Annotated in this window: 19 protein-coding genes; 10 read left to right on the forward strand and 9 right to left on the reverse strand. The window is 64.0% G+C overall.

Annotated elements, in window-relative coordinates:
• Positions 1–434: 434 nt before the first annotated feature.
• From acnA to BLU54_RS04115, 3 genes are read right to left on the reverse strand one after another with little or no spacing between them, the layout of a single operon-like run.
• The gene (gene acnA / locus BLU54_RS04105; protein WP_091905063.1) at positions 435–3,122 is read right to left on the reverse strand and encodes an aconitate hydratase AcnA; all 2,688 of its coding nucleotides are present in this window, start codon (positions 3,120–3,122) and stop codon (positions 435–437) included.
• 13 nt (positions 3,123–3,135) lie between these two features.
• Positions 3,136–4,050, reverse strand: coding sequence for an amidohydrolase family protein (locus BLU54_RS04110; RefSeq protein ID WP_091905066.1), 915 nt, complete (start codon positions 4,048–4,050; stop codon positions 3,136–3,138).
• The gene (locus BLU54_RS04115) at positions 4,047–5,321 is read right to left on the reverse strand and encodes an MFS transporter (RefSeq protein ID WP_091905978.1); all 1,275 of its coding nucleotides are present in this window, start codon (positions 5,319–5,321) and stop codon (positions 4,047–4,049) included. The genes BLU54_RS04110 and BLU54_RS04115 overlap by 4 nt, the downstream gene beginning before the upstream one ends.
• Before the next feature lie 78 nt (positions 5,322–5,399).
• Between BLU54_RS04115 and BLU54_RS04120 the strand changes: the two genes are divergently transcribed.
• Positions 5,400–6,158 (forward strand): GntR family transcriptional regulator, encoded by a 759-nt coding sequence (locus BLU54_RS04120; RefSeq protein WP_091905068.1) that lies wholly within the window; start codon positions 5,400–5,402, stop codon positions 6,156–6,158.
• 401 nt (positions 6,159–6,559) lie between these two features.
• On the opposite strand, the gene BLU54_RS04125 is transcribed toward BLU54_RS04120, so the two are convergent.
• Positions 6,560–8,035 carry an ATP-binding protein gene (locus BLU54_RS04125; RefSeq protein WP_091905980.1) on the reverse strand — a complete coding sequence of 492 codons (1,476 nt, stop codon included), beginning with the start codon at positions 8,033–8,035 and terminating at the stop codon, positions 6,560–6,562.
• Between the two features lie 220 nt (positions 8,036–8,255).
• Here BLU54_RS04125 and BLU54_RS04130 point away from each other — a divergent pair, with 220 nt between their 5' ends.
• From BLU54_RS04130 to BLU54_RS04140, 3 genes are all read left to right on the forward strand, one after another.
• Positions 8,256–9,458, forward strand: a complete 1,203-nt coding sequence (locus BLU54_RS04130) for an acyl-CoA dehydrogenase family protein (protein ID WP_091905071.1) — start codon at positions 8,256–8,258, stop codon at positions 9,456–9,458.
• A gap of 27 nt (positions 9,459–9,485) precedes the next feature.
• Entirely contained in the window at positions 9,486–9,872 is a 387-nt protein-coding gene (locus tag BLU54_RS04135) for a hypothetical protein (RefSeq protein WP_091905074.1), read from the forward strand.
• 78 nt (positions 9,873–9,950) lie between these two features.
• Positions 9,951–10,694: an SDR family NAD(P)-dependent oxidoreductase gene (locus tag BLU54_RS04140; protein WP_091905075.1), complete on the forward strand. Its 744-nt coding sequence runs from the start codon at positions 9,951–9,953 to the stop codon at positions 10,692–10,694.
• Positions 10,695–10,780: 86 nt separating this feature from the next.
• Here BLU54_RS04140 and BLU54_RS04145 read toward each other — a convergent pair whose 3' ends face one another.
• Complete coding sequence (locus BLU54_RS04145) at positions 10,781–11,410, reverse strand: response regulator transcription factor (protein WP_091905982.1); 630 nt, start codon at positions 11,408–11,410, stop codon at positions 10,781–10,783.
• Positions 11,411–11,640: 230 nt separating this feature from the next.
• On the opposite strand from BLU54_RS04145, the gene hpaC reads away from it, so the two are divergent.
• The gene (gene hpaC / locus BLU54_RS04150) at positions 11,641–12,183 is read left to right on the forward strand and encodes a 4-hydroxyphenylacetate 3-monooxygenase, reductase component (protein WP_091905077.1); all 543 of its coding nucleotides are present in this window, start codon (positions 11,641–11,643) and stop codon (positions 12,181–12,183) included.
• A gap of 246 nt (positions 12,184–12,429) precedes the next feature.
• On the forward strand, positions 12,430–13,584 hold the full coding sequence (locus tag BLU54_RS04155) for an ABC transporter substrate-binding protein (RefSeq protein WP_235837782.1): 1,155 nt from the start codon (positions 12,430–12,432) through the stop codon (positions 13,582–13,584).
• Positions 13,585–14,018: 434 nt separating this feature from the next.
• Here BLU54_RS04155 and BLU54_RS04160 read toward each other — a convergent pair whose 3' ends face one another.
• Both BLU54_RS04160 and BLU54_RS04165 read right to left on the reverse strand, forming a co-directional pair.
• Positions 14,019–15,137, reverse strand: coding sequence for a muconate/chloromuconate family cycloisomerase (locus BLU54_RS04160; protein WP_091905081.1), 1,119 nt, complete (start codon positions 15,135–15,137; stop codon positions 14,019–14,021).
• 141 nt (positions 15,138–15,278) lie between these two features.
• On the reverse strand, positions 15,279–16,172 hold the full coding sequence (locus BLU54_RS04165; protein ID WP_091905084.1) for a LysR family transcriptional regulator: 894 nt from the start codon (positions 16,170–16,172) through the stop codon (positions 15,279–15,281).
• A 175-nt stretch (positions 16,173–16,347) separates the two neighbouring features.
• Here BLU54_RS04165 and catA point away from each other — a divergent pair, with 175 nt between their 5' ends.
• The 3 genes from catA (at position 16,348) to BLU54_RS04180 (ending at position 20,568) form a co-directional block, all read left to right on the forward strand.
• The gene (gene catA / locus BLU54_RS04170) at positions 16,348–17,283 is read left to right on the forward strand and encodes a catechol 1,2-dioxygenase (RefSeq protein ID WP_091905086.1); all 936 of its coding nucleotides are present in this window, start codon (positions 16,348–16,350) and stop codon (positions 17,281–17,283) included.
• A gap of 475 nt (positions 17,284–17,758) precedes the next feature.
• Positions 17,759–19,000, forward strand: coding sequence for a GTPase (locus tag BLU54_RS04175; protein ID WP_170845011.1), 1,242 nt, complete (start codon positions 17,759–17,761; stop codon positions 18,998–19,000).
• Positions 18,997–20,568 carry a GTPase gene (locus BLU54_RS04180; protein ID WP_091905092.1) on the forward strand — a complete coding sequence of 524 codons (1,572 nt, stop codon included), beginning with the start codon at positions 18,997–18,999 and terminating at the stop codon, positions 20,566–20,568. Before BLU54_RS04175 ends, BLU54_RS04180 begins: the two co-directional genes overlap by 4 nt.
• Before the next feature lie 140 nt (positions 20,569–20,708).
• Here BLU54_RS04180 and BLU54_RS04185 read toward each other — a convergent pair whose 3' ends face one another.
• Together BLU54_RS04185 and hppD are read right to left on the reverse strand one after the other, a co-directional pair.
• Positions 20,709–21,032 (reverse strand): YciI family protein, encoded by a 324-nt coding sequence (locus BLU54_RS04185; protein ID WP_091905095.1) that lies wholly within the window; start codon positions 21,030–21,032, stop codon positions 20,709–20,711.
• Position 21,033: 1 nt separating this feature from the next.
• Entirely contained in the window at positions 21,034–22,080 is a 1,047-nt protein-coding gene (gene hppD, locus BLU54_RS04190; protein ID WP_170845012.1) for a 4-hydroxyphenylpyruvate dioxygenase, read from the reverse strand.
• Positions 22,081–22,479: 399 nt separating this feature from the next.
• Here hppD and BLU54_RS04195 point away from each other — a divergent pair, with 399 nt between their 5' ends.
• The gene (locus BLU54_RS04195; protein WP_170845013.1) at positions 22,480–22,932 is read left to right on the forward strand and encodes a MarR family winged helix-turn-helix transcriptional regulator; all 453 of its coding nucleotides are present in this window, start codon (positions 22,480–22,482) and stop codon (positions 22,930–22,932) included.
• The last annotated feature ends 121 nt before the right edge of the window (positions 22,933–23,053 follow it).

Consider the following 23,053-nt stretch of genomic DNA (forward strand, 5'->3'; position numbering starts at 1 on the left):
CTAACGGGGCAGGCAGCAGTTTTCCGTGCAACGGCTGAGATGCTGTTCGGAGGAAGGCATGCGACGCAGGCCAAGGCCGCCACGGACGGATCTGCCGCCGGTTACTGCCGAATTGCTTGCCCAGTTCGGCAATGGACTGGGACGGTCCAATCCACCAACGCCGCTACGCTGGCCCTGCAGGAAGCGCTGAACAACCGCCGTTCGGAGCGGGCATTCGGGCATCGGCCGACGGACGGCGCTTGGCGACCCTTTCCCACTCCCGTTCGACGGACAACGACTTCGCGGTGCTGCGGTCAGATCCGGTTCCGGCGTCGGATCGGCTGATTTCATATGAAAGAAACAGAAGGCGCCGACTCCGAGCGATGTGCAACGCATTGCTCTTTTTTACGATACGCCCCACTACCCCACTCGATTGCCGTTCCTGACCTGCGCATTCAGCTCGACTGGCCCTCCGCAATCGCCTGGCGCAACACGTATGGCAGGATGCCGCCGTGCGTGAAATAAAGGCACTCGATCGGCGTATCTAAACGGGCTAGCACGGTTACGTTTGCGCGACTACCGTCCGCGCGACGGATCACCAGTTCAAGCATCTGGCGCGGCGCGAGACCTGCATGGGGCAACGCGATATCGAACTGCTCGCTTCCGTCGATCCGCAGCGTGTCGATGCTGTCGTCGCGGACGAATTCGAGCGGTAACACGCCCATGCCGATCAGGTTACTGCGGTGAATCCGCTCGAACGAGCGCGCGATCACTGCACGCACGCCGAGCAGACGCGTGCCCTTCGCCGCCCAGTCCCGGCTCGACCCCGTTCCGTATTCGGCGCCTGCGAACACCACAGTTGGAACATGCGCCGCCTGGTAGCGGCATGCCGCGTCGTAGACGCTTGTACGTTCGCCGTCAGGCCAGTGCACGGTGGTGCCCCCGGGCGCGTCGAGTGCCATGCGGTTTTTCAAGCGCACGTTGGCGAAGGTGCCTCGCATCATTACATGGTGATTACCGCGCCGTGCAATATACCCGTTGAAATCGCGACTGCCGATGCCAATCGATTGCAGATAGCGTCCGGCGCTCGTCCCTTCGCCTATGATGCCGCCCGGGCTAATATGGTCCGTCGTCACCGAATCGCCGAGTACGAGCAGTGCGCGGGCGCCTTCGATGGATTCGATGCGCGAAGCTTCGCGCGAGAAACCGTCGAAGAACGGGGGTCGCTTCAAATAGGTCGACGCTTCGTCCCATGCGAAGCGGATGCCCGGCGTCGCAGCCACAGCATCCCATGCGGCATCGCGGCGGCGCGTCGAATACGCCTCGTCAAAGAGCGACGGTGCGCGGGTGGCCGGCAGCAACGCATCGATTTCCTGTTGCGACGGCCAGAGGTCGCGCAGATATACCGGCTCGCCAGCTGGATCGCGTCCGAGCGCTTCGCTGGCGAAATTGATGCCGATCCGGCCGGCGAGCGCAAACGCGACGACAAGCGGCGGGCTCATCAGGAAGTTCGCGCGGATCGCCGGATGAATCCGCGCTTCAAAATTGCGATTGCCGCTCAGCACGGAACACACGACAAGCTTGCCGAGGTTGATCTGTTCTTCGATGTCCGGGGCGAGTGGACCGCCATTGCCAATGCACGTGGTGCAGCCGTAGCCGACCACCTGAAAGCCGAGCCGGTCGAGGTCATCCTGCAAGCCGAGCCGCGACAGATACGCGGTGACCACCCGGGACCCCGGCGCGAGTGATGTCTTGATGCTGTCGCGCACCCGCAGCCCGCGCGCGGTGGCCCGTCGCGCCAGCAAGCCGGCAGCAATCATCAGCGCAGGGTTCGATGTGTTCGTGCACGACGTGATCGCAGCAAGTACGATATCGCCGTGCTGCAGCGCCGTGGCGGGCGCGTCGTTCGTTACGGCGAAGCCACCCGCATCGCGCGACGCCTGCAACAACGCGGCAAATCGCTGCGGCAGCGTGGCGAGCGCAATCCGGTCCTGCGGGCGCTTCGGTCCGGCTACGCACGGTTCGATCGCGCTCAGGTCGACGATCACGCACCGGGTGTAGTCGCACTCCCCTGCGCGCGGCACGCCAAACATTTCCTGCGCTTCGTAATAGCGCTGAATTGCGTCGACCTGCGCTTCGCTTCGTCCAGTCGCGCGATAGTAGGCGAGCGTATTGACATCTACGGGGAAAAAAGCGGCCGTTGCGCCGTACTCGGGCGCCATGTTGGCGATGGTCGCGCGATCGCTCGCGCCGAGCGCTGCCGCACCTTGGCCATGAAACTCGACGAACTGGCCGACCACCGACTCGGCCCGAAGCCTTTCGGTGATGCTGAGCACCGCGTCGGTCGCCGTCACGCCTTCGCGCAGCGCGCCACGCAACTCGACGCCGATTACGTCGGGCATGAGCAGCATCACCGGCTGGCCGAGCATCGCCGCTTCTGCTTCGATGCCGCCGACGCCCCACCCCAGCACGCCAAGCCCGTTGATCATCGCCGTGTGCGAGTCGGCGCCGATCAGGGTGTCGGGAAACAGCACGCCGTCGCGCTCGACCACGCCAGGCGACCAGTATTCGAGGTTCACCTGATGGATGATGCCCGTGCCGGGCGGTGCGACGCGCAGCGGCGCGAGTGCGTCGCCGGCCCATTTGATGAATGCATAGCGCTCGCCGTTGCGGGCATATTCCAGCTGTTCATTCAGCAGCAGCGCATTGGCGCTGCCGTAATGATCAACCTGTACCGAGTGATCGACGATCACATCGACTGGAAGTTGTGGACGGATCACGCCCGGGTCGGCGCCGGCTTCGGCCGCGGCATCGCGCATCGCCGCAAGATCGGCGAGCAGCGGCACGCCCGATGAATCCGGTGCGATGATCCGCGCCGGAAGAAACGGCACCTCGTCATAGCGATCAGCCTGCGCCTGCCAGCCAAGCAAGGCCCGCAAATGCGCTTCGCTCGCGCGTAGGCCGTCCAGATGACGCAGCACCGACTCCAACATCACCCGCAAGCTGACAGGCACGCGTGCAAGCGGCATATCGAAGTGCGCAGCAAGCGCGGGCAGCGAGTAATAGGCGAGCGTACGGCCGTCGGAGAGCGCCAGGTCACGGCGAGTTGTCTCACGCAGCGCGGCGGGCCGCAGGTCGTTCATAGGACTCGTGATCTCAATTAAGCAGTTGCGAGGAAGCGTCAGCAAGAGTGGCGCCCGCATGCGTGTCCGAGAGTAGCGCGGCGGGTGCGACGCATCGGATCGTCCGGCGTGCCGTGGGATCCGCGACCCAGCCTTCCAGTGCGGCATACGTCGCGGCAAAATCTGCCTGCGCTTCGTAACGCGTGTGCGGCCAGTCGCTGCCCCACACCAGCCGTTCGGCACCGAAATGCTCAAGGAGAAGCGGCGTCGCTTGCCGCGCGATCGCTTCGCCGCGCGCGGCGCCGTCCACACCATACACATCGAACGGGGCGTGCGTGGTCTGCGCACCGCGTGCGACCGGTACGCCGCCATTGCGATACGCGGCCGATAGCTTCACCCACACGCCGCGCGATGCGCCGAAGGCAAGCAGTCGCCGAAAGCCCGGGTCGTCGACGCCCTGCACCGCATCCGGACGTCCAAAGTGATCGACGACCACCTTCACGTTCGCGTCGACGAGCGGCGCGAGCAGCGCGGCGAGATCGTCCGCATCGCGATGCACTTCGATATGCCAACCGCGCGCACGTAACTCCGGCAGCAGCGCGCGCCACACCGGCGCGTCAAAATCCGGCAAGGGCTGACCGTCCAAATTCAGGCGGATGCCGACGAATCCGGCCTGATCGAGCGGGTCCAGTTGCGCAACGCCCAGCGCCGGGTCGATTACTGCGACGCCGACGAAGCGGCGCGGATAACACGCAATGGTCTCGGCGATATAGCGATTGTCGAAGCCAAGAAAGCTTGGCTGCACCAGCCAGCCGCAGCCCACGCCCTGCGCGTCCAGTTGCGCAAGGTAATCGGACGGCGGCGCAGCGCGCTCAGGCGTATAGCGGCGAGGCTGGACGAAAGGCAGTGTCAGCGCGAAGACGTGCGCGTGGGTGTCGTGGGCGATCATCGTGAGGTTGGACCGAGCTCGGCAGGCGGCGTCGTTTCGGCTGTCGTGACGGTGTCGAGATCGCGACCGCGCGTTTCAGGAAGCAGGAGAACCGAGAGAGCGACGATACCGTAGCCGACCGCCGCCGTGATGCCGATTGCGTTGCCGAGCGTGCTGCCCTCGGCAAGCTTGCCGACCAGCACCGGGAAAGCGGCCGACGCAATGCGCCCGAAGTTGTAGCAGAAACCGACGCCGCTGCCGCGAATGCCGGATGGATAGAGCTCGCTGAACAAAGCCCCCATGCTGCCAGGAATACCGGCGGCGAAGAAGCCGAGCGGAAACCCCATCGCGAGCATTTGGTGATCGGTCAATGGCAGCAAGGTGTACAGCACCACCATCGCGGTACAAGCGAAGGCGAACAGGATGATGGTCGGACGACGTCCGAAGCGGTCGAGCAGATAACCCACTGATACGTATCCGCAGAAGAATGCGAAGATCAGCACGGCGAGATAACCGCTGGTATGCAGCACCGACAGGTGACGTTCGGTGCGCAGGAATGTCGGTAGCCATGTGCTCAGCACAATGAAACCGCCATGTGCGCCCAGCCCGACGCAACCACCGATCAGCGTGACCCGCAGCGTTCTTGGGCCGAAGATGGCCGTGAGCGGCAGCTTAGCCTGTGCCTCGGGTGCGCTCGCGATGCGCTTGGGCTCTGGAACATGACGACGAACATACAGCACCAGCAGCCCCGGGATCAGCCCGGCGATGAGCATGGCTCGCCAAGCGATGTCCGGCTTGAGCCACGAGAACGCCAGCGCGTAGAGCAGCACCGCTGCGCCCCAGCCCACCGACCATGCGCTTTGCGTCGCCGACATTGCGCGGCCGCGATTGCGCGCCGCGATGACTTCGGACAACAGCACGGACCCCGCCGTCCATTCGCCGCCGAAGCCGAAGCCTTGCAGGGTTTTGAGGGCGATGAACTGCGTGTAATCCTGCGCGAAGCCGCTTAGGAAGGTGCAGATGGAAAACCAGAGAATCGCGATTTGCAAGGTCCGCACGCGGCCGATGCGGTCCGAGAGGGAACCGGCGATCCACCCGCCGAGCGCCGATGCAACCAGCGTGAGACTGCTGATGAGACCGGCCTCGGTCTTGGTCAGCGCAAAAACCGCTGTTAGCGCGGGGATGATAAGGCCGAGCATCTGCACGTCGAGCGCATCCAGCGCCCAGCCTGCGAAGCAGGCCCAAAATGTTTTACGCTCTACGGCGGCACTGCTTTTGTACCAGTCGAACATGATCTCCTCCATAATTCCGGCGATATCGCACCGGACGGCGTGGCGCCGTTTTATTATTAATAGTGAGAGGAAGATTAGTTGACTAGTCATTCCAAGTCAAGCAAAGCGCGGCCGGGCTCGACACCGGTCTATTTGGCCATCCAGAATGCGCTGCGCGACGCCATTGCAAAGCAGCGTGTCGCGCCCGGCGAACGCTTGCCCTCCGAGCTGGAACTGGCGAAGCGCTACAACACGACGCGCGCGACCGTGGTGCACGCGCTACAGGAATTGGTTTTTGAAGGACTGGTGGAAAAGCGTCGCGGGCTAGGCACCTTCGTGGCCACGCCTGCTATTAGCACGGGCATCGACGACACGCATCGACCAGGCTATTTTGAAGCCGACCTGTTTGCGCGCGGGCAGGATGTGACTTACCGCGTCGTGCATTTCGGACCGGTCGCGGTGAGCGTTCACGTACGCGGCGAACTGAAACTCGGACCCAACGAACCGGTTCATCGCATCCAGCGCGTGCGTCTAGTCGAGAAGCGGCCGCTCGCGGTGGAGGTGCGATACGTGCCATCGACGATCGCGCGCATGATGGATACCGATGCACTTGCCCAACTGACGCTGCAGGATATCTTCCAGAAGCAGCTGGGCATGAAGATCGAACGCATCGTCAACACGGTGCGCGTTGCATTGGTGCCGCAGGATCTTGCCAAACTGCTCGATCTTACGCGCGGCCGCCCGGTGCTCGTGCGTGCCCATGCTTTTCTGGATCAGCAGGGACAAGCGATGCTCTGGGGGGAAACGGCCTATCGCGAGGAATATCAAATCAAATACGCTCTGACGCATAACACGTGAGCCGTCGGATACGGACCCCTGACTCGTTTCGGCTTGCGGTCGGTCCCGTAGCGATCAACGCAATCGCGTACCTGACAGGCGCAAGGAGGCCGATGGAAGCAGGCTCGCTCTCTCGATTGTGATGGCGCTGGTTCCGGGCAGCGTTATCGCGGCGGATTGCCGCTCACGTGTGGTGGTGGACCGCATGGATTCTCTTGACTTCCAGCGTCCAGAGGGCGCTGTTGGTCGGGCGTCGTTGCCTGCTTTGGCACAGCAGCGCATGGTCATGAGTGCCGTCGTTTCCTCGCCTGGACTTTTATGCCTAGGCGCAGGTCGCGCCTTTCTGACGCACTTTCCATGAGCAACGGTTCGTCGGGCCTGGGCGATTGGCCGGACTGCGCGGAAAAGCGCTCGGCGCCGGTCTACGCGCTGGCGTCGAGCGGCAGCGAGAAACAGCACTGCAAGCCGCCGCCGTCGGCACGCTGTGCCCAGATGCGTCCGTTGTGCCGCGCGACGATGCTCGCGCATAGTGACAGACCGATACCGTTGCCGCCCTGCTTCGACGACGAGAAGCCCTCGAACAGTCGTCCGAGCGCATAGTCGGAGACGCCGGGGCCGTTGTCGACGACATGCAATTCAGCGGCCCCGTCTCGAACCGACGTGCACAGCGTGACGGTTTTGGTCTCGCAGTCCGCGTCCGACAGTGCCTCCACGGCGTTGAACGACAAATTGAGAATGACCTGGCCGATAAGGACCCGCTCGCACAGTACCCACACCGGCTCCTGATGCTGCACGATGCGTACCGAGGCGCCGGCGTCCCGCGCCCGCAGTTCGATGAAGTACGCCACGTCGGCGAGCACGTCTCGCAGATCGGCGCGAGCTTCCACCGGCTCACGACGTCCGACGAATTCACGAACGCTCTTCAGTATCGCAGCGGCATGTTCAGCCTGCCGGTCGGCCGCCTGCAAGCCAAACAGCGCGCTTTGCGCAGCGCCCGGTCGACGCAACCGCCGAATGGCGCCTTCAAGGTAGTTGCGTACCGCGGCGAGAGGCTGACTCAACTCGTGCGCGATGGCGGTGGCCATTTCACCCATTGTGTTGTGTCGGCCGGCATATTCGAGCATGCGCGCTTCGACCCGCCGTGCTTCCTCCAGCGCCACCTCGTCGCTGATGTCCCGGAAGTGGACCAGCACGCCCGTAAGCTGCCGATCGATTGCCACCCGTCGGCAAGTGACGCTGAAGCAACGTTCCGTGCCGTCGCGTCTCAGCACGCGGTAACGGCATGGCTCGGACGTGTGGCGCGGGTCGGCGCTGCCAAGCTGCTGCGCGAATTGCTCGCGCTCCGCCGGCGAGCAAAAGTCTCGCAAGCGGTTCAACCGGTCGGTCTGCGAGATGCCGAGCGCACGCCGGCCAGATTCGCTGATGAACGCAACCTTTCCCGCAGGGGTTAGCAGCGCCACGCCCTCCGCCAGGTCGAGCATGTACTCTCGTAGTCGCGCCTCATAGCTGCGCAGCTTCTGCCGCATCGCTTCTTCGGCGCTGATGTCCCGGAACTGCACCATCACGACGTCCCGACCACGCAACGGGACGAAGGTCGCCACCGCTTCGGACAACATCTCGGTGCCGGCGCGCGAGCGGTAGCACCATTCATACGCCTGCGGCCCGTCGTTCTTCGAACGGTCCATCGCGTCGATCGCGATCTGTCGGAGATAACGTGGGTCTTGCCGCGTCATGTCATTCGCCTTCAGCGGCAGCAGTTCATCCAGCCGATAGCCGAGCGCGCGGCACGCAGCCTGGTTCGCCCAGACGATCGCCTTGGTGTCTGCGTCGTGAAGCAGGACGCATTGATCCAGAGCGTCGAACATCTGGCGGAACTGACTGGGCGAGGGAAAGGTCATGAGCGTTGCCGCGGGCGGCATTAGGGAACGACATCGTTCGCTCGACCATAACACCGACGCCCTGCAGGCAAATCTAAAGAATTCTTTACTCGCCCGAGGAAAGGTCCGTATCGCGACCTCCCTCTTCCCAATTGATCCCCCAATTTTGCATTCCTAGACTAGCTTCGTCAGGTTCGGCGGCCGTTATCGCCACCGAGCAAAGCGAACAAGAGGAATTTTCATGGCTACCCTAGCGTCGGCTCCTGGCCAATCCGCATCCGTCGCAGCGCCGGTTCCGGTGCCGCAAGCGCCGCTCGACACATGTGCGGACCCGCTGGCCGAGGTCATCTCGGAAGTCGCTCGCCGCAAGGACGAATTCGACAGGCTGTCGCACATACCCGTCGATGTCATCGCAATGTTCAAGCGAGCGGGTATCTACCGCGCGGGCACGCCGCGGCGCTTCGGCGGCGACGCGCGCCCACCGGCCGAATTCCTGCGGATGGTGGAGAGAATCGCGGTGGCGGACGGCTCCGCCGCATGGGTCGCCAGCTTCGGCTCGGCCAATCAATATCTGGCCGCGTTGCCGCTGGCGACGCAGGCGCGAATCTACGCGACCGGACCGGACCAAGCCTTCGCGGGCGGTTTGTTCCCGGTGCAGAACGCGACCCCGACCCCGGGCGGCTTCCGCGTCAACGGCACGTGGAAGTTCGCCAGTGGCTGCAAAGGCGCGGATTGGCTGGGCGTAGGCATCGGCGCCGGCACGCCGGGCGAAGCGCCCGGCAAACCTCGCACTGCCGTGTTCCAGGCCCGCCAGGTTCAGATCGTCGAGAATTGGAATGTGGTCGGAATGCAGGGAACGGGCAGTCACGATTTGCGTGTCGAGGACCAGTTCGTCGCTGACGACTGGACCTTCGTGCGCGGCGGCCCGGCCACCGTGGATGAACCGCTCTACCGCTATCCAACCGTCGCCTACGCCGCCCAGGTACTTGCCGTGGTGAACCTCGGCCTGGCGCGAGCGGCACTCGACGTGGCCAACAGCATGTCCGGTGGCAGGAAGACGACCACCGGCGCCCCGCGCCTGGCCGATCGCGCCTACTACCGCATCGAGCTTGCCAAGGCCGAGGCGCAATTGCGCTCCGCCCGCGCCTTTTTTTACGATACGACCGAGACCGTCTGGCAATCGATCCTGCAGGGCGACGACGTGACGCCCGAACAGGTAAGCCTGCTGCGCCTGTCGGCCACGCAAATTGCTCGCGAGGGCGCCGACGTGGTGATGCGCGCGTATCGCCTTGGCGGCACGCTGGCAATTTATCGCAGTCACCCGCTTCAGCGACTGGTGCGCGATGCGATGGTCGTCACCCAGCATGCATTCCTCGCCGAGGGTAATTACGATGGCGCAGGCGCCGTTTTCGTCGGCGTACCGCCAATCCCCGGCTATCTCTGAATCGCTACACGAATACGGAGTTTCACCATGACCGACACACCATCCCTGCCGCTTCGCGTGCTGTTCTGCTGCGGCGTCAGCCAGAATTTTTTCGACCTGCCTCGCGAACAAATCGGCGAGGTCTGGCAAGCGTATGGAAAGATGTTGGCGGCCGTGGAGGCGATGGACGGCGTGCGTGTTCTCGGCATCATGGACGACGATCGGCTGGTGGTCGGTCAGGCCGATGGCGCGCCATGGACTTTCTACATCATGGCGGACGTCGCCGACTTCGATACGGCTGTCGCGGTCTGCAATCTGTATCGCACGACGCCCGTTGGCGACTACAACCTCTGGCGCTACGGGAAGATCGAAGCGCGCGTGGGCCGCGCGCTGACCGTGCCGCCGGCAACGCCGCCGTCATCGAACGGTGCATGAGTACGACCGCGCGCGTTGCCGCCGTGAGGCGGTTGTCGCGGTTGTCGCCGTTGCCTTCCCCGAGATGAGTTATTTGCCATGCCACAACGAGTCGTTTTGATCACCGGCGCCGCACGCGGACTGGGCGCCGTCATCGCGCGCCGCTTCCATGAAGCCGGCTATCGGGTCGCCTTGGCCGACATCGCCGTCGATGACGCGGCGGCACTCGCACGAACACTGAGTCCGGACGGCGGCACTGCATTTGCGCTCCGCTTGGACGTGACCTCGAAAGCCGATTTCGAGGCTGCAAGGGACGCCCTGATCGGGCGCTGGGGTGCCGTCGACGTACTGGTGAACAATGCCGGTGCGTCCAAGGTCGTGCCGTTGATGGAGATCACCGCCGAACAGTTCGACCAGGTCATCGACGTGAATCTGCGGAGCGTGCTCTTCGCATGCCAGGTGTTCGGCCAGCACTTCGCGTCGACCGGTGGCGGCCGCATCGTGAATATTGCGTCGCTGGCCGGCCAGAACGGCGGCTCGGCCACCGGTGCGCACTACGCCGCGGCGAAAGGAGGAACCATCACGCTGACCAAGGTGTTTGCGCGTGACCTTGCACAGCATGGCGTCACGGTCAATGCAATTTCACCGGGCCCGCTGGACCTGCCGATCGTGCACGAAAGCGTGCCGGCCGACAGGCTCGAGAAGGTCATAGCCGGCATCCCCGTCGGGCGACTGGGGTCGGCAAGCTACATCGCCGATGTAGCGGTACTGCTCGCGTCCGCGCAGGCCTACTTTGCAAACGGCGCGTGCTGGGACGTGAACGGAGGACTCTTCATGCGCTGAGGCATGCCTGCCGCGCCACCACTAAGCGCGATCACTAAGCGCCATCACTAAGCGCGATCACCAAGCGCCATAACTAAGCGCCATAACTAAGCGCGGTCAGCCGCGGGATCCCAGACTTCGAGCACGTCGCGAACCAGCGTGGCGATCGACGCCACTTCGAACTTGCCCTTGATGCTGGCTCGATGGACGTCGACCGTCTTGACGCTGATCGATAGGTCGGACGCAATCTGTTTGCTGCCCTTCCCTTCAATGATGCCGCGCAGGACGTCCTTCTCGCGCGCGGTGAGCAAAGCGACGCGCTGGCGCAGCGTGCGGTGGCGAAGTTGCTGCGCGTGACGCTGCGTGGCAAGACGCATGACTCGCTGCACGCGCTCCAGCATCTGCTGCGAATTGTAGGGCTTCTCGACGAAATCGACCGCACCCTGTTGAAGCGCCCGTACAGACATCGGAATATCACCGTGACCGCTTACGAAGATGATCGGCAACGTCGCCTGGCGGCGGTTCAGTTCAGCCTGGACATCGAAACCGCTCGCTTCCGGCATTCGCACGTCCAGCACGAGGCAGGCCGGCACGCCGTCGTCGAAGGCATCGAAGAAAGCCGCGGCGCTGGCGAAACCCGCGGAGTGAATGCCAACCGATTCCAGCAGCCAGGCGAGCGACGTGCGCATCCCTTTATCGTCGTCGACGATGTAGACCGTGGGCACCGGAACCGTCATGGGCTTGGGACCGGGCATTCGCATGCCTCGGTGCCGTTCTTCAGGGAAGCCGCGTGCACTGTAATCAAGGGCGCCGTCCGTTTTCATGAAAGCAATCATAACCAGCCATAAGTCGCTCGCGAAGACGCGGCAAGCGTCGCGCCATGCGCTCGTTGCGAGCCGGGCCAAGAAGCCATCGACGGCTGCGTTGCACCGCAGCGGGTCCAAGCGATGTCCAAGGAGAAGCCGTTATGTCGAAGCCTGAATTGTCCGCAGACGCTGGCGACGCCGCACGCATGCAGTTTCGCCAGGCGATGGCGCACCTGGGTGCCGCAGTCAACGTCATCACGACGGCGGGGCCGATGGGCCGCTGCGGCATCACGGCCAGCGCGGTGTGTTCGGTGACCGACTCGCCGCCCACGCTGCTGGTCTGCCTCAATCGCTCGAGCGCAATGCACGCGGTCTTCGACGGCAACCGAACCGTTTGCGTCAACGTCCTGCCCGCCAGTCTGGAAACCTTGGCTCGTCATTTCGCGGGCTTGACGGCCTTGTCGATGGACGAGCGCTTCGAACTGCCAGGCTGGGCGGAGGGCGGACACGGCGTGCCGGTTTTGCGCGACGCGTTGGCGAGCATTCAGGGAACGGTGGTCGAGTCCAAGGATGTCGGTTCGCATGCCGTCATGTTCGTCGAGGCGACCGAAATTCGGGTGCGCGGTGACGGCGACAGCCTGATCTACTTCGACCGCGCCTTCCATCGCGTGCCGCGCGCGGTGGCGGCGCAGCCGCACCGCTGATGCCCATCGCGGTGGCGCGGCCCTCTCGCCTGCTTGCGGCGGACGCTGTCCACGGCGGCGCCTTGATCGTCGGCCGTCGTTTCGCGGATGGTTCTTGCGCGGCCACGCCGACGCGGGCGTGAAGAACCCGCCCGCCGCTGCCGATCGGCGTCTCGATCCGGCTGACGGCGCTGCCTTGCCAACACGTTGTTCTCTTCGACGCAGTGCTTTATCTCTTCGACGCAGTGCTTTATGGAGCCTCTCAGCATGCCTCGCCACACCCTTCGTTCCCTCACCGCGGCGCTGCTCGGTGCCGTCGCGTTCACCGCGCACGCGCAAGTGAAGGTCGGCGTCGATCTGTCGACGACCGGCCCGGCGGCGACCATCGGCATCAGCAGCAAGAATGCCTTTCTGATGTGGCCGAAGACGCTGGGTGGTCAACCGGCCGAGTATATTTTCCTGGACGATGCCACCGACCCCGGCAATGCGGTGCGCAACATCCGCCGGCTGCTCTCCGAAGACAAGGTGGACGTGATCGTGGGGCCGACGATCACTCCGACGGCGCTCGCGGCGCTTGACGTCATCGCGGAAGCGAAGACACCGATGTTGGCGCTGGTCGGCGCCGGCTCGGTGGTCGAACCGCAGACGGGATCGCGCACCTGGGCCTTCAAAATGGCGTCGTCCGATTCGGCGTTCGCCGACGTGACCACGCGGTACATGGCCGCGCACAACGTCAAGACACTGGCCTACATCGGTTTCGCGGACGGTTATGGCGAGAACTGGCTGAAGGAGCTGAGGAAGTTCGCCGAGCAGCGCAAGATCAAGCTCGTCGCAGTGGAGCGCTACAACCGTACCGATACCAGCGTCACCGGCCAGGTGCTGAAGCTGCTTGCCGCCAAGCCCGATGCGATTCTGATCGCCGGCGCGGGCACGCCGACGGTGCTGCCGCAGCGGACCATCGTCAATTACGGCTACAAGGGCCAGATCTATCAGACCGCCGGCATCGGTACGCCCGACTTCATCAAGCTCGGTGGCAAGGACGTCGAGGGCACGCTGTTCCCGACCCAGCCAGTGCTGGTCGCCACGTCGCTGCCGGCGGACAACCCTGTACGCAAAACCGCGCTGGACTTCGTCACCGCGTACGAGCAACGCTACGGGGCCGGCACCGCCAACCAGTTCTCCGGCGATGCGGCTGGCGTCTACCCGCGTCTGAACGACGCGGTCGCGCGTGCGCTCAAGACGGCGCAGCCGGGCACGCCTGCATTCCGGCAGGCGCTGCGTGACGCCCTCGAAAGCACGAAGGATCTGGTGATTCCGCAGGGCATCGTCAACACCAGTCCGACGGATCATATCGGCCTCGATCAACGGTCCGTGGTGATGGGCACGGTCAGGAACGGCAAGTTCCAGTACGTGAGTCAGTGACGACACGAGGTCATGCTGTCCGTCGCCGAGTCGTGCGCTCGCACCACAGGGCGACGGACAAAGCAGCGCCGTCGTCGCCCGATCGGGAGGCCGATGGCCTCGCGCCGCGGGATTGCCGGTGGCAGGTTAGCGGCTACCCGTCGACCGCTTACACGCAAGCACGCGCAAGCGGAGTCCGCATTGATTGCGCGCGGGCGCGGCCACGGTGAGGCCATCGGGCCGTCGAATACTCGCGGGCGCGAGCAGCAACGGACGATGCGCCGCGCCGCTCTGGAAGCGCCGATGCCGGCGCTGCGTGAGGCGGCGTGAGGCGGCGTGAACTGGCGAAAAGCGGCGAAAAGCGGCGCGTCAGGCTGTTCGAGATTTCCTTCGACCGCATCCGAGGAGTCGTGAAGACGCTGCGGCACGGCTCGCAAGACGAATGTGCCGACGGACTATGCGCGTCGATAATGAGCGAGTTTGTCCTCGTCGATCTCCAGCCCCAGTCCCGGCCCTGCCGGTATGTGCAGATCGAAGTCGCTGTAGTGCGGCCGCTCGGCAACGATATCGTCCTTCAGCAACAGCGGACCAAACAGTTCCGTGCCCCACGACAGTTGCGGCAGCGCGCTGAAGCCGTGCGCCGATGCGATCGAGCCGATGCTGCCCTCCAACATCGTGCCGCCATAGAGCGCAATGCCGGCCGCATCCGCGACCGCGGCAGTTCGCACCATGCTGTAAATACCGCCGGCTTTGGCGATCTTCAATGCAAGCACGTCCGCGCACGCGCCCCGCACGAGGTCGAGCGCGTCTTCCGGGCCGGCTACCGCCTCGTCCGCCATGATGGGTACCGCGAAGCGGTCGGCGAGCCGGGCCAGCGCGGCGCGGTTCTCGCGAGGCGTGGGCTGTTCGATCAGGTCGACACCCGCCGCTTCCAGGGCCTGGATGCCGGCGACCGCGTCCAGCTCGCTCCATGCCTGATTGACGTCCACCGTCACCTTGGCTCGGTCCCCGAGGGCTGCCTTGATCTTCGACACATGGCTGACGTCGTCACGAACGCTGCGGCGTCCGATCTTCAGCTTGAACGTGTGATGGCGGCGCGCTTCCAGCAGCTGTTCGGCTTCGTCGATGTCGCGGGCCGTATCGCCGCTTGCCAGCGTCCACAGCACCGGCAGCGTCTTGCGGACCGCTCCGCCCAGCAAGGTCGAGATGGGTACCCCGAGACGCTTGCCTTGTGCGTCGAGCAGCGCGGTTTCGATCGCGCACTTGGCGAAGCGGTTGCCTTTTGCAACCTTGTTGAGCCGCAGCATTACGGCGTTGATGTTGCTCGGGTCCTCTCCGACGAGTGCTGGCGCGAGATAGGTGTCGATGGTGAGCTTGATGCCCTCCGGGCTTTCCTCGCCGTAGGACAGGCCACCGATCGTCGTCGCCTCGCCGATCCCTTCCAGGCCGTCGCTCGAACGGATGCGGACGATCACAAGGCTTTGCCGCTGCATCGTGGCCATCGCCAACTGATGGGCGCGGATGGTCGGAAGGTCGACCAGGACTGCTTCGACGGACGAGATTTGAAGACTCATTCTTGCACGCTTGGTGAACGACGTACCGGAGTATTGCGTGAGCGCGCGCCCCCTGTCCAAGACCATCCCGGTCTCATGCGATACCTTTTTCGTATAGTCGCTCACCGGCCGCGTTGCGCGCGCCCTGCTGGCCGAGCGGCGCTATACGTCGTCGCGCTGGCTCAGTTCCTCGGCCAGATCGAGCAGGGCGCGAATCTCGCGCGTATCGTCCAACGCCCGCGTGCTCATGATGATCGGCGACACCAGCGTCGGATCGTCCAGCTCCTTGTAGCTGACGTCGTCGCGTTTCAATCCATGAACGCTGGTCGGTACCACGGCAACGCCTTCGCCGGCGGCCACGAGGCCGAGCGCGATCTGCAGCTCTCGAACCTCGTAGGTTTGCCGCGGTTCCAGCCCCCGGTCGCGGAAGGCGCCCAGCACCTGATCTGCGTAACTGGGACGCGGCGCGGCCGGAAAGATGATGAGCATCTCGTCGAGCAGGTCATGCAAGGTCAGCGGGCGCGATTCGAGCGACAGTGGATGCCCTGATGGCAGCGCCGCGATCATCCGTTCCTCGCGCAGGACGATGCGCCGAATGCTCGCATCCTCGTGCCGGATGCGGCCGAACCCGGCATCGATCCTGCCGTGTTTGAGCGCGCGCAACTGGTCCATCGTCGACATCTCCTGGAGGCTGAGCTCGACGTTTTTGTTTTCGTTGCGGAAGCGCCGGATGATCTTAGGCAACATGCCGTACAGCGTCGAGCCCACGAAGCCGATCGAGAGGCTTCTTTCGATATTGCCGACGCGGCGCGTCATGGATTCGAGTTCGGTGCTTTGCAGCAGGAGCTGCACCGCATGCGAATAGAAGAACTTGCCTGTCTGGGTCAGCTTGAGCGGCCGCGAGTCGCGCTCGAACAACTGCACGCCCAGCGACTCCTCCAACTGTTGGATCTGACGGCTCAACGGCGGCTGCGCCATATGCAGCCGCTGTGCCGCCCGGGTGAAGTTGCGTTCCTCCGCCACGGCCACGAAGTAACGCAGGTGCCTGAGTTCCATTGACGATACCGCGTAGATATGGACCGATACTCATTTGGTGTTGGACCGGGCGTTCCAGCCTCCTCTATCCTGCCAACATCCGCTGTTTGCCGGCTTGACTATACCTTATAAGCATATGTCGGCCCTTATGGATCAGCGTTAACCCCCAAAAGAATACAGAGACGTAGGAGAAGACATGAGCGTGAAAGTATCGCAGTCGGCCGAGGCGCAAGCGCTGCTGCGCGCAGCAGCGAACCTAGACGGCACTGACGGAAGCGCGCGCGCCAAGCAAATTATCCATCGTCTGCTGAGCGACCTGTTCAAAGCCGTCGACGATCTGGACATGACGCCCGACGAAATCTGGGCCGGCGTCAATTACTTCAACAAATTGGGACAGGACGGTGAAGCCGCGCTGCTGGCCGCCGGGCTGGGTCTGGAGAAATATCTGGACATCCGGATGGACGCGCAGGACAAGGAGGCAGGTCTGGAGGGCGGCACACCCCGTACCATCGAGGGCCCCTTGTACTTGGACGGTGCCCCGGTGCGCGACGGCGTTGCGCGGATCGATATCGACCCGGACGAGAATGCGGAGCCGTTGGTGATCCGCGGCACGATCAAGGATCAGAACGGCAAGCCGGTCGACAATGCGGTCATCGAGTGCTGGCACGGCAATTCGAAAGGGTTTTACTCGCACTTCGATCCGACTGGCGCGCAGAGCGACTTCAACCTGCGGGGGGCGGTCCGCACCGGGCCCGACGGCAAATACGAATTTCGCACGCTGATGCCGGTCGGCTACGGCTGCCCGCCCCAGGGCGCCACGCAACAACTGCTCAACGTGCTGGCCCGTCACGGCAACCGTCCGGCGCACGTTCACTTCTTTGTCACGTCGGAGCGGACCCGCAAGCTCACGACGCAGATCAACATCGAAGGCGATCCGCTGATCTGGGATGACTTCGCCTACGCCACGCGAGAGGACCTGGTGCCGCCGGTGACCGAAAAGACCGGCGGCACTGCGCTGGGCCTGAAGACGGACGCGTACAAGGAAATCGAGTTCGACATCCAGCTCACGCCGTTGGTGCAGGGCAAGGACACGCAGATCGTCAATCGGCTGCGGGCGTCGGCGGCTGCGTAAGCAGCCTTGCGACGGCGGCGCCCGCGCGCAGTGAGCCGGCGCGTCGGACGCGAAGACCGCGCGCAAGCCGGTCGCGGCGCACTGCTGGCAGTCCGCGTCCGCGGCGTAGCGGGCGTCGATCGGCAGATCATCGGTTGCCTCGAAAAACGCGAACGCGTCGGGCCGTGCTTCCGCCGACAGCCTTCCCGTTAGCGACTGGCGGACGCGTGACCTGCGGTCGGGCGCGATCCGGTCCGACGCAACGGGCACCCGCGATGCTGGCGAGCATGCAAACCGCGCGTGCCGAGCGGATCGACGAGTATGCGCTGTGACGTCGCGCTGTCGGTGCGCTGTCGGTGCGCGCAACGCGCTAGGTCGACCGGCGGCGTGCGTTCCCGCCGCCGATTCCTCCGCCTCCGGTTGAAAAGTGGCCTCTAGTGGAGCCAGCCTGCACTACCGGTTCCGAATTTGGCAAATGGCTGTATCCGAAAACCCTATGACCGATGCAAACGGCGACGTCCTGCGCGTCCTGCCGCACCGGGCGGACGCCCTTGCGCGCCTCGGCATGCTGCTCCGCAACGGCGAGCCGGTCGTCACGGTGGTTGGCAAATACAACCACGGCAAGAGCCGCCTGCTCAACGAGCTTGTTGGAAGCGAAGTCTTCGCCGTGGCCGATCGACGCGAAACCGTCCGGCTGGCAGATACGCTACATGAGGGGGTGCTCTGGCTCGATGCGCCGGGTCTCGACGCCGACGTCGCAAGCGGCGACGATCGTCAGGCGCTGCATGCGGCATGGCTGCACGCCGACGTTCGGCTTTTCGTGCATGCGGCGAAGGAAGGCGAGCTCGACGCCGCCGAGCTTACCCTGCTCGGTCAACTGCTCGCCGACGCAGCACAAACCCAACGTCAGACCATCTTCGTCCTGTCGCAGATCGATCAGCTGCCGGGCGACGACGAACTCGACCAGGTGGTCGGCAACATTGCGCGACAGGTGCCCGGCCTGACGATTCAGCGGATCTCGTCGACGCGCTTCCGCAAGGGACAACAGGACGGCAAGCGACTCCTTATCGAGCAGAGTGACATGCCTTCCCTGCTGCGACGGATCCAGGAGGCCGTCGCCGCGACCCCGGCGGCGCGCGTGCACGAGACGTCGCTGTTGCTCGGAGAGCTGACCGACGAAGTCGCCGCGTTGCTTCATGAAACGGACGCGGCACTCGGACGTGACCGGGAACGACAGCATCGCCAAAGGCAAGCCTTCGATCTCGGGCTGAGTAAAGTCATCGGCAAGGTCAGCCGGGACATCGAGTCCATGCTCGCGTCGCTTGGACAGGACCATGCGGTGATCCCGGACAAAGCGAAGGACGCTTACCGCCTGACCGCCGGAAAAGTTGAGCGTGCGCGGATTCAAGTCGCCTACTCCCGAGCCTGTATCGAAATCGATGCGTTCCTGGCAGGACAAGGTGTGGTCACCATTCCGACTGACCAGGAAACCGTGGCCCGGGCGCTCAACACGGTGGTGGTCGCGGTGATGGGCGTATCGGTGAAATTCCGCGACGACCTTCGCAAGATATTCTCCTCGCTGACCGGCCGGGAGCGGCTGCAGCGCGAGTTCGCCCGCTACTATGAGCTGTCGCGTGACAGAAAGGCCCTGGCGGCTCGCATCGACGCGGCAGCGGCGTCGTTGGCGGCGCTCACGCGCGCGATGGACGCACTGCGTCGCCTGGAACGAAACGGATGAAAGCCACGGTTTCGGAGGAAGCGCGCTTCATCGCCGAGCTGAACACGATGCGCGTGTCAGGCGCGCCGCGCGCGGGCGATGTCGACGATCTCGACGCCTGGTTCGCGGGCCTGCGTCGAATCCTGCAGTCGCTCGAGGTTGCGGCAAGCGGCCTTCGCGAAGACAGTTGCCTCGTCGACTGTATCGAAAATGTGGCCACGCTCCTGCGGCAAAGCGAGTCGACGTGGCTCGCACAGTGGCACGAGCGCTCGCTGGCCAACACCGTCGCCGGTCACTTCGACGACAAGGTACTGCTCCTGGTCTACGGCAAGTTCAATGCGGGGAAAAGCTCGTTCTGCAATTTCCTGGCCGAGCGCTTTCTGTCGCGAGGCGAGTCCGTGTCTTTCTTCCGCTTCGACGGCGTGCGCGCGGTCGACACCGAGGCTCGATTCGAGGAAGGCGCCACGGAAACGACCGCGACGCTGCAAGGCGTGCGGCTCGGCGGCAACCTGGTTCTGCTCGATACGCCCGGGCTGCACTCGATAACGGAGGACAATGCGTCGTTGACCCGCCGTCTCACGGACAGCGCGGACGGCATGCTTTGGCTGACGAGCTCCGCGTCGCCCGGACAGGTGCAGGAACTCGACGCCCTCGCCCATGAGCTGCGCCGCCACAAGCCGCTGCTGCCTGTGATTACACGGAGCGACCTGTATGACGAAGACGAACTGGACGGCAGGATCGTCAAGTGCCTTCGCAACAAGAGCGCCGAGAATCGCGACGAGCAGGCCCGCGACGTCAAGGCCAGGGCAAGGCACAAGCTCCGCGAGATGGCAGTCGACGAAGCGCTGGTCGCGACGCCCGTCTCGGTTTCTTCGCACATGGCCCGCCAGGGCGGCCAGACCACGCAGGCCCTGACGGACGCCGGCTTCGAGGTTCTGTTCGCGGCGCTCTCCGCGCTCGTCGCGCCAGCGATCCGTTACAAACGGCGCAAGTCGGCCGAGGTACGCCTGCATCATCTTGAAGAAAATGTGGTCGGCCGGCTACGCGAAACGATCATCCCAGCGCTTGTCGAAACGCAGCGCGTTGCCGAAGGACTCTTGCTGGCTCTGCCGGATCGGCAGTCGGCGCTGGCAAACAGCGTCTGGCGCACGCTGATCCCGGTACTTCCCGAATGGCTCGACGAGGCCCTGGCTGGCGGCGGTGCGTTGCATGTGCTGCAACGCGTGTCGAACGCACTGGATGCTTCGTTGCTGGACGAGACGGCGCGGCAACTGCCGGAGTGCGAGGTGGCCTGCGACCTGCCGCCAGCGAATCTTCGCCCCGACCACGGCGACGTCGACGGCATCCTGACGAAATATGCAGGGTCTGCCGTCCTGCCAGCCGACACGATCAGCGCCGACTTCCAGCGTGTCCACGCTGCGCTCACCGAGCTGATTCGTCGGCGTATCGTCTCGTTGTCCGGCATCGCAGCGGGCATCTTCCGCGATCACGTCGAGAGGATCATCAGCGAGAGTCGGCAGTGCATCGACCGTATTGAAGCCCAGTGCGACGCCCTCGAGGCGGTAAAGCAACGGCTAAGACACACCTGAGCGGGTCTTCCTGTGGCGGAATCGATCGCTGGGGATCGGCGGTCGATCACGTCGGCGCTCGCTCACCGAGCGTCAGGCCGCGCGTGGCGCTACGACTATCCGAGACGACTTGCACCCGAGAGCTTCGCCGCGTTGGCGCTCTATCCGCAGTCCTGCAGCGCGCGTGCGAGAACGTCCCCGGTGTAGGGCGGCGTCACCTGCGCCAGCGCATCGACGGATACCGTTGCGAACAGGCCCGCGCGGCTATACGGCTCGTCGGCGACGAAACGCCGTGCCTCGGCCTCGGATGCCACGTTCAGTGCCACCACCATGCCCTTGGGCTGGCCGCCGTCGGGGCCCAATAGCGCGGCTCCGAACACCGTGCGATCGAGCCACTGGAGCATGTGATGGATGTGTTCGCGTCGTAGCGCGAGCCGTTCCTCGGCGCCGCCGGGACGATACAGGCAGTCGATCAGATACGTCATCTCAGACCTGCTCGCTCTGCTGCTCGCGCTTGATCGCTTCGAAAAGTGCCTTGGCGTTGCCCTCACCGAACGACGTATCGCCCTTGCGCTGGATGGCTTCGAAAAAGATGGGGCCCACCATCGTGCGGGTGAAAATCTGCAGCAGCAAGCGGGCGCTTGCGTCAGGGTTCTCCCCGGTATTCGCGCCGTCGAGCAGCATGTTCAGACGCTGGAGTTCCGCCACGTCTTCGCCGTGACCCGGCACGCGTTCGTCGAGCGCCGCATAGTAGGCAGCCGGCGTTGGCAGGAAATCGATGCCCGCATTCGTCAGGCGTTCGACGGTCCGATAAAGATCGCCGCTTGCCAACGCCAGATGCTGGATGCCTTCGCCGCAGTATTCGTCGATGAACGCCTGAATTTGCGAAGCCGCGCCCATCGGCTCGATGACAGTCACGCAGGCGGCATTACCCGGCGCGCGCACCGCGACCGTGTCGAAGCCGTTCTGCGCGTCACCTGCAACGAACTTGAACACCTCTTCGAAGCCAAAGATCCGCTTGTAGAACGCGACCCACTCGGCCATGTGCCCCGGATGCACGCAATGCGTGACATGGTCGATGCGAAGGAAGGGCGCGACCGGTTGCGCCACCGAAGTCAGTTCGAACTGCGACTTCAGCGTGTCCAGTGCTTTCCCATCGACCAGATAAAGCGCGCTATCGCCGATGCCGCGCAGTGCTGCGCCCGGCGCAAGTGTGCTGGCGGCATCGATAGCCGACTCGGCGCCAAGCCCGCGCGCCGTTGCGATAGCATCCGCGCTGTCGGCGACCAGGAAAGCCATGCCGGCGCAGGCCGGTCCGTGCGCAGCGGCAAAGCGCGCACCGTGCGTTCCCGGCTCACCGTTCGCGATGATCGTCACGCCGCCTTGCTGCATCCAGACCATGCGTGCCGCGCGATGTCGTCCCGCCGCCTTGAAGCCGAGACGCTCGAAGGTCTCGACGAGCGCATCGAGATCGCGGCTCGCGAATTCCATGAACGCGGTATCGATGACATCCACTGCTTCGCCTTGGACCATGTCTCCTCCATCCGGGGATTGTCGAGATCGTCGGGACGGATCGAGCCGTCCGTGGCAAGCACTGTCAGCCACATGCGCCGCTTCGCCGACCTCGCGTCTCATTTCATCAGCATGATAGAAACTATCGTTTTCATATGCAATAAGTTTCGTTTTGCAATTATTTGTCCGGTGTTGTGTTGGGAGGAGCCACGGCATGGATGACTAGCGTCATGCATGCGGTCCGAAGGATGCAAGGGTGTGCGAAGGAGGCGTCGCCATCGACTTGCAAGCAGCAATGCTGGCATCGGTCGCGGCCCTCAGACGACCTACCTGAAAACGTCCTGACACCCCTGAACATAGGTGTCCCTAAATCCTTTTCGCTATGAAATAATTACGTCGATCCCGTTTTGGATGTTTGCCATGACCGACACGACACGGCTTGCCCTCGACGCATGGGTTCCGTACCGATTATCTTTTATCGTCAATCACATAAGCGCGCAACTTCATGCCGTTTGTAGCGAGCGATTCGGAATATCCGCCGCCGCGTGGCGGGTCATGGCGCACCTCGGCGACGCGGCTACCCTGCTGTCGGCCAAGGAGGTCGCGCAGCGTGCGGCGATGGACAGCGTCAGCGTCACCCGTGCGCTGAACCAGTTGGAAGACCTAGGTTTGCTGATCCGACGCATCGACACCGACGATCGCCGGCGTGTCACGCTCCGACTCAGCAAAAAGGGCAATATGGTCTATCAAGAGATCATCCCGGTCGCCCTCGCGGCGGAACGCGACCTGTTGGCAGGCTTGTCCGAGGCAGAACGAGAGACCCTGGCCGCGCTTACCCAGCGCTTGTGGCGTAACGTCGAAAAGGGCAACTGATGGCGGGCTGACGGGCGATATCGCAGGGCGGCTCCAGCACGTCGGAGCCGTCCGCTATGTTCGTCCACTCAACAGCGCGTGGTCTGGCATGCACCAAAACTTTTGACATATTAGTTTCATT

The organism is Chitinasiproducens palmae, from assembly GCF_900095735.1.
In the GTDB taxonomy this organism is placed as follows: Bacteria; Pseudomonadota; Gammaproteobacteria; order Burkholderiales; family Burkholderiaceae; genus Chitinasiproducens; species Chitinasiproducens palmae.